Raw genomic sequence first — 7,016 nt, 5'->3', positions numbered from 1 at the left:
CTATTTTAGAAGATGTTATCCAAATTATAGAAGAACATGCTGTCTAGTAAAATAAAAACCTACCTCAACACCATAAAAGAAGAGTTTGAAAGCCACAGCAATCCAAAAATTGCAGCCGAGCAGAAAGCCTATTTGAAAGATAAATTTGAGTTTTTTGGAATCAAAACACCAAAACGTAGAGAAATTCAAAAGCCATTTTTGAGTAAAGATTTTTTGCCTCAAAAAAGTGAACTAACCGAGTTAGTAAAAATCCTTTGGCAAAAACCACAACGAGAATATCATCATTTTGCACAAGAACTGGTTTTCAAGTTTAGAAAAGAGCTAGAGAAAGAAGATATTGCGTTACTAGAATTTATGATTTTGAACAATTCTTGGTGGGATACTATAGATTTTATTGCGCCAAAACTGGTTAATCAGTACTTCAAAACTTTTCCAACAGAAAGAGATTTTTATATTGAAAAATGGATAGAGTCTGGAAACATCTGGTTGCAGCGTTCGGCTATTTTGTTTCAACTCAAAGACAAAGAAAAAATAGATGTGCATTTGCTTGTTTCTGTTATTCGTTCGCTTATTCCTTCCAACGAATTTTTTATTAACAAAGCCATTGGTTGGATTTTAAGAGAACACGGCAAGACAAATCCAGATTGGGTAATTCGTTTTGTAGAAAATAATGAAAACGAGCTAAGTAATTTGAGCAAGAGAGAGGCGTTAAGAATAATAAAGAAGAAAAATAATTAAATTTGTATCACAATTTAAAAAATAATATTCGTTAGAAAATAAAATGTAGTGAAAAGGTATGCCTTTTCTAAAGATTTATATGACAAAGGCTCGCCTTTGACAATGAGTAACAATCTATGAAAAACCTAATTTTTTGGAGAAAATGGTCGGTAGCAGAGCGTATTTTGTGTACGCTTTCAATTTTTGTGCTTTTTGCTGCTTTGGGAGTGTATTTGTATGCTTTCTTTGTAGGAGAAAAAGCCGTTTTTGAGTGGACTTCCAATGGAGATTTGACGAATGTGCCTCTTCAAATTGATAGCTTTCAGCATGTTTTCTTTCCATTTGTTGCCGAAGTAGATGGGTATTTGCTCAACAAAACGTTTTCTACGTCTTTTCTTCAGTTAAACTATTCGGCTGCCAATATTTTTGTATTTAGTTTGGCTTTTGCATGGGTCTTGATTCTGACAGCTTCTACATATTTGCGTGTGCATTGGTATGGCATTGTGATATTTGTCTTTGCTATATTCTTGAGTTATTGCTCTATTGACGGACTAGCCGACATACAAGGGCTTATGGAATTTCAGAATGAAAAAAAATGGTTTATTATCGTTTTGTTGAGTTTTGGTGGAGTTACGTTTTTATTTCAGTTTTTTGAAAAAGGCTCTTTGCTCGTTCGTTTTTTAGTGATTTCTGCTGTGGCTATCGGAATGTCATTTTTAATAAAATCAGAAGTCAATACGCTTGCTAATCCTACATTTTATTTAGCTAACTATGGTATCGTTGTTCCTATTATCCTAACATTTTTATTTGTCATTTTCAACGGACAAGAAATTCCTAGAGCATTGTTTTGGCTTGTCTCTCGTGCTGGCGATGGCTCTAACAGTACACTGATTCACTTTATCATTGTGAGTGCTGTGTTTTTCTTGCACATGGTGTACGCTTATCTTTTCAGTATTCGTGCTGTTTCTTGGGAGATTCTTTATGTTCCTCCATTTGTGCTTTTTGTGATTATGACCATTTTAGGAATTTGGGGATTTGTAGGAAGAGAAGTACATTATAAAAAGTTTTTTGAAGCTCGTCCTGTGGGATTGCTTTTGTATATCGGTTGGGCTTTGATTGCAGGTTCTACAATTATGTACGCCATTGCAACTAACAACGACCCTTTTATTGATATTTTTTCAGACATTATTATTTATTCGAATGTAGGTTTTGCGTTGGCGTTTTTCATTTATGTTTTTATCAATTTTAGTGAGCTTTTAGAAAAAGGATTAAATGCTTATTCACAGCTTTGGAATCCGTTAAAAACAAATTGGAGTTATACAGGTATTGTAGCAGGAATTATTATTACACTTCTTGCTTATCGCCATAACTTTATTCATTATCAGCAAGCACAAGCAGGTTATTTGAATGGAATTGGAGATGTGTTTTTATCAGAAGCAGATGCACTAAACAAGAAAGGAGTAGATGAGAGTGCAACAGGTGAAGGAATGACAAGTGATTTGACATTAGAGGAGCTAGAGGAAAAAGATAAAAAGGTAGAAGAAACCTATCAGCTTGCCAAAATCAATTATCAGTCTGCGATTTATAAAATCTATACCAACCACAAAGCCTATTGGGGAATGGCAGGAATTGCACTCCGACAGTCGCACTGGCAAGAAGCCTATTCATATCTCAAAATTGCTTCTGAACGCACAGCTTCACCCTATACGTTTACAGCCGTTACAGAGTTGATGAACCGAACTAACAATGCAGACCAGTCGTACTTTACACTTTTGAAAGGTGCTGCCGAGTTTCCAGAAAATCCACAACTGAAAAATAATCTCATTTTTGCAGCTATTGAAAAGTTTGGATTGAAAGACAACGATTCCTTAGCAAGAGAATTAGAAAAAGTAAAAAAATACGCTGATTCTGATGAGACAAAATCAGTCTTGGAAACGAATTGGTGGACACTCAACACGCTTACCAACAACTATACACTTGTAGATTCTTTGGAGGAAAGAATAAAAACACAGGACAATACAGGCGCACTTTCTAATAAAATTCTCTATCAAAAACGCTTTTTTGATTTAGACAAACGAGAAGAAAAATTAAATTCCAATACAGATATTAATTTCAAAAAGGAGTTAGTCAAAGATTCTATTTGGACAACCGAAGATTTACTATACGTCTATCACTACGGACTTTTACATCAGCAAGTACAAGATGAAGCAGAAAATCGAAAAACAGATAGTACTATCGTAATGCTGATTCAAGAAAGGGAGCAAGTTTTGGCAAATCAAGAGCATATTCCTTTTATGTTGTTGGCGAAGGCTGTTAGTCAATACCGTTTGGGAGATGTGTATAGTGCCTTCATTACGCTAAAATATTTAGACCAAGCCTACGGAAATTCTACTTCACAGTACAAACATCTATTGGGACTTTGGTTTTTAGAACACAAACAGTACGATAAAGCAAGTTCATATTTTAATAGAGCCTATTTGATGGGTAGAGGACTGAATAATTTATACGAAGCCATCGCACAATCAGAAAAAGTGCGCTACCAAGAAGACAAAACCGATGCCTTAGCGATGTGGAGAGGTTGGGACACGACAGCCACACACCCTTACAATGCCACAGCAAGCGAAATGTATTTGATTTTGCAAGGTGGTGTAGATGAAAAAGTCAATTTTGACTCCTTAGATGACGATGCCAAAAGGCGTTATTTGCATTATCAAATTCCGTATCTGACAGGAGAAGAAGGCACAGCCGAATTTGCAGCCAAACTCCGAACAATGACGAATCAGAACCTAAAGCTAGAGATAGTTTTGGATAAAATTGAATTTGATTTGAAACAAGACGATATCAAAAATGCACTTGTTTGGCGAAACTCTGCCACACAGCTTAGTGCAGAAGACATACAACCCCAAACGTTAGAACGCTTCCAACTTCTTGACTTAGAACTGCTCTGGAAAGATAATAAACTTCTTTCAGCAGCTTCTATTTTAGATAACTTAAAGCCTGTCCGTTCGTATCAAAAAGCTCAAAAAGAGTTTTACACAGCCCTTTTTGCAGAACAACTCGGCGACACTACTCGCTCTATGCAGGCGATGGAAAAAGCGATTGCAGGATTGCCTTTTGACTTTGAAATCTTGAAAGAAGCTATTGCCTACTACAAGCGAAATAGCTTAAATGAAAAAGCGTACAATGTAGCTTTCCAAATTATTGAAACTTATCCTTATTCGGCAGAGGCAAATGCTATTTATGCAATGGAAGCCTTAGAGATGGGATTGGATAACTACGCCGAACGCTCAAAGGAGTTTTTAAGGTTAAATGCAACAGATGTGTATGAAGAATTTTTACCAAAATACGATACGCTCAAAGCACAGAAAGAAAGAGAAATTGAAAATTGGATGAATGGAAATAGTGAGTGATGGTAAATTGAAACCCCTATTTTGTTCTCTATGCAAATAATACAGAACTTATGGTAAAGAAATAAACTGAATTGTAGATTTCATTAGTCGCTCATATTTATCTACTTGTAGAATTATTCTAAACTTTAATGAGTATTTTCAGTTGTATGGCTATATTTGTACTCTTTTCCTCTTTGATAACCCAAAGCAACTACTCTAAAATAAAACACTCTCTATGTCAGAGGTCATTACTCTTTTTTTTGATTTACTAAAAAAAGTTTCATCGCTCTATATCAAAATTGATAGGAATAATACTGTCTTACAACTTGTTTCTACAGACGGAAAACTGCAGAAAGGGTTTGAAGATATGATAGGGAAAAAAATAGATTTTTTCTTGCCTGAAAATACACTATCTCACTTTACAAAAGCTATTTTCAAAACAGCAAACGCTCAGAGCATCAACTCTCTTACGCTCAATCAAGCTCTTCATACAGAAATGCCTTTTTCTTTAAAGTTTCAGTTTGTTCCCTTAGAAAATAATGCTGTTGGAATAATGATTTCGGCTTTTAAAGAAGATTATATTTCCACCTCATTTTACGACAAAGTACCTGTTATGATTCTCTATTTAGATGAGCATGAGAATATACTTTGGGCAAATAATCATTTTTATAACAAGACCCAATTAGAAAAAGACATCATTGGTGCAAATGCGAGAGATTTTCTTTTGGTAGATACTACGATTTCACAAAGAGATTCTATACGTACAAAAAATCCCAAACTTCGTACAGAATATAGATTAGTGGGAAGGAAAAGAGTAAGAATGAATGTCATAGTTTCTGCAGTAGAGCAGCAAGACGATGAAGGAAATTATCTTTGTACTACCGTAGTGGTAAGAGATATAACCGAACCAAAGAAACTACAAACCGAATTAGAATATCAGAAAGCAGCCTTAGACGAAGCTGCTATTGTAGGAGTAACAGACGTGAGAGGCAATATCGTTTATGTAAATGATAAATTTTGTGAAGTCTCTCAATACAATAGAGAAGAATTGATGGGGCAAAACCATAGAATGGTAAAGTCTGATGTACATCCTCCAGAAGTTTTTGAGGAAATGTGGGCTACCATATATAGTGGTAAGGTATGGAGAGGGGAAGTATGTAATAAGAAAAAAGATGGTTCATTGTATTGGGTTTACACGACAATTATTCCTTTTCTAAATGAAATAGGAAAGCCATTTCGTTATCAAGCCATTCGCTTTGAAATTACAGAGCGTAAAAGAATGGAAGAGCAAATTATTAAGTACAACGAGCATTTGGAAGCATTGGTGGAAGAACGCACCGAAGAACTGACCCAGCAAACTGAAAATCTACACCAAGCCAATATTAAACTTTCAACAATTAATAAAAAAATTAAAAAGAAAAGTATAGCTATACAGCAAAGTATAAATTATGCCCAACGTATTCAAGATGCTATTTTGCCTAACACAAAGCCTTTTCCTTCTTTTATAAAAGACTATTTTGTGTTTTTTCAGCCTAGAGATATTGTTTCTGGAGATTTTTATTGGTGGCATACTGATTTAGAAACTGAAACTTTGTTTTTAGCAGCTGTAGACTGTACAGGACATGGCGTGCCAGGAGCATTTATGTCTATGATAGGAACTACACTTTTAGATGATATTATAAAAACAAAAAAAATATATTCTCCAGCAGACATTTTAAGAGAATTGAGGATTGAAGTTTCTGAAATTTTACATCAAGAAGCTACCAACAACAGAGATGGCATGGATATGGCATTTTTAAAAATCGATTTTAAAGACAAAACTGTCAGAATGGCTGGGGCAAAAAATGGAGTGTTGATAGTAAAAGGAAAAGAAGTTGACTATATAAAAGGAGACCGAATAAGTATAGGTGGAAGAACAAAAAATATACAGGCAAACTTTACAGAGCATTCTATCCCTTATACAGAAGGCACTCGTTTTTATCTTTTTTCTGATGGTTATCAAGATCAATTTGCAGGAAAAAAAGGACTAGGAAAATTTTCTAGCAAAAGATTGAAGCAACTTTTAGCTGAAACTTCCTCATCTTCCATGGATAAACAAAAAGAGATACTAGAAAAAACTCTTTCAGACTGGAAAGCAAAGACGAAGCAAATAGATGATATTTTGGTAATGGGGATTGAGTTGGGATAAATAATGCCGAACTTGTGGTAAAAAAACTAATCCTCTTTTAACGACTTCAACCTCAGTGACAGTTCAAATAAATAAACAAATGAAACATTTATACCTATACATTTTTTCTTTTATTATTTTATCAAATTTCTCTTCGTGTTCGCCAGCACAGGAAGCCTCTGCCAGTACAGAAGATAGTGAAAAAATAAAGGATTCTTTGAAAGTAATTGCCAACTTCGAACACATCAAAGATTTTACAGACAAACCAGACACAAACAATATTACCTTTGCCTTTACAGGCGATTTGATGTGCCACGGCTCACAATACAAAGCTGTTTTTGAAGGAAATGATACTTATAATTTTATTCCAGTTTTTGAAGGTGTAAAGCCATTTTTATCAGCTGCTGACGTAATGGTGGGAAATTTAGAAACAGTATTGGCAGGAAAAGGGAAAAATTATAAAAGCTATCCACAGTTCAATACGCCTAATGCCTATGCTGATGCGCTTAAAGATGCAGGTTTTGATGTCATTGTAACAGTAAACAATCACACTTACGACCAAGGAAAAGACGGCGTTTTACGTACATTGGACGAACTAGACAAAAGAAATTTTGAAGCTGTTTTGGGTTCGTATCGCAACGAGGAGGAACTAAAAAACAAGATAAAAGTATTTGAAAAAAACGATATTAAGTACAGTATTTTGGCTTATACACAGTTTTCAAATATTACGCTTCGTAGTTCTG

The 7,016-nt window shown here is 34.8% G+C and carries 4 protein-coding genes; all 4 read left to right on the top strand.

The genetic code is table 11. From position 1 onward, the window contains the following. Positions 1–36: 36 nt before the first annotated feature. Positions 37–738, top strand: a complete 702-nt coding sequence (locus QZ659_RS19665; RefSeq protein ID WP_291728667.1) for a DNA alkylation repair protein — start codon at positions 37–39, stop codon at positions 736–738. Between the two features lie 116 nt (positions 739–854). Next, complete coding sequence (locus tag QZ659_RS19660; RefSeq protein WP_291728665.1) at positions 855–4,127, top strand: hypothetical protein; 3,273 nt, start codon at positions 855–857, stop codon at positions 4,125–4,127. A gap of 214 nt (positions 4,128–4,341) precedes the next feature. Beyond that, complete coding sequence (locus QZ659_RS19655; protein ID WP_291728663.1) at positions 4,342–6,294, top strand: PAS domain-containing protein; 1,953 nt, start codon at positions 4,342–4,344, stop codon at positions 6,292–6,294. 79 nt (positions 6,295–6,373) lie between these two features. Next, a partial coding sequence (locus QZ659_RS19650; protein ID WP_291728662.1) for a CapA family protein occupies positions 6,374–7,016 on the top strand: 643 nt, incomplete at its 3' end.

The sequence above is a fragment of the Bernardetia sp. genome (genome assembly GCF_020630935.1).
Lineage (GTDB): Bacteria > Bacteroidota > Bacteroidia > Cytophagales > Bernardetiaceae > Bernardetia.
Note: the sequence above shows the minus strand (reverse complement) of the source record. Positions and strands in the feature narration are given on the sequence as shown.

Coding starts and splice junctions, on each gene's coding strand:
- QZ659_RS19665 (WP_291728667.1), top strand. CDS start 37: ATGCTGTCTAGTAAAATAAAAACCTACCTCAACACCATAAAAGAAGAG.
- QZ659_RS19660 (WP_291728665.1), top strand. CDS start 855: ATGAAAAACCTAATTTTTTGGAGAAAATGGTCGGTAGCAGAGCGTATT.
- QZ659_RS19655 (WP_291728663.1), top strand. CDS start 4,342: ATGTCAGAGGTCATTACTCTTTTTTTTGATTTACTAAAAAAAGTTTCA.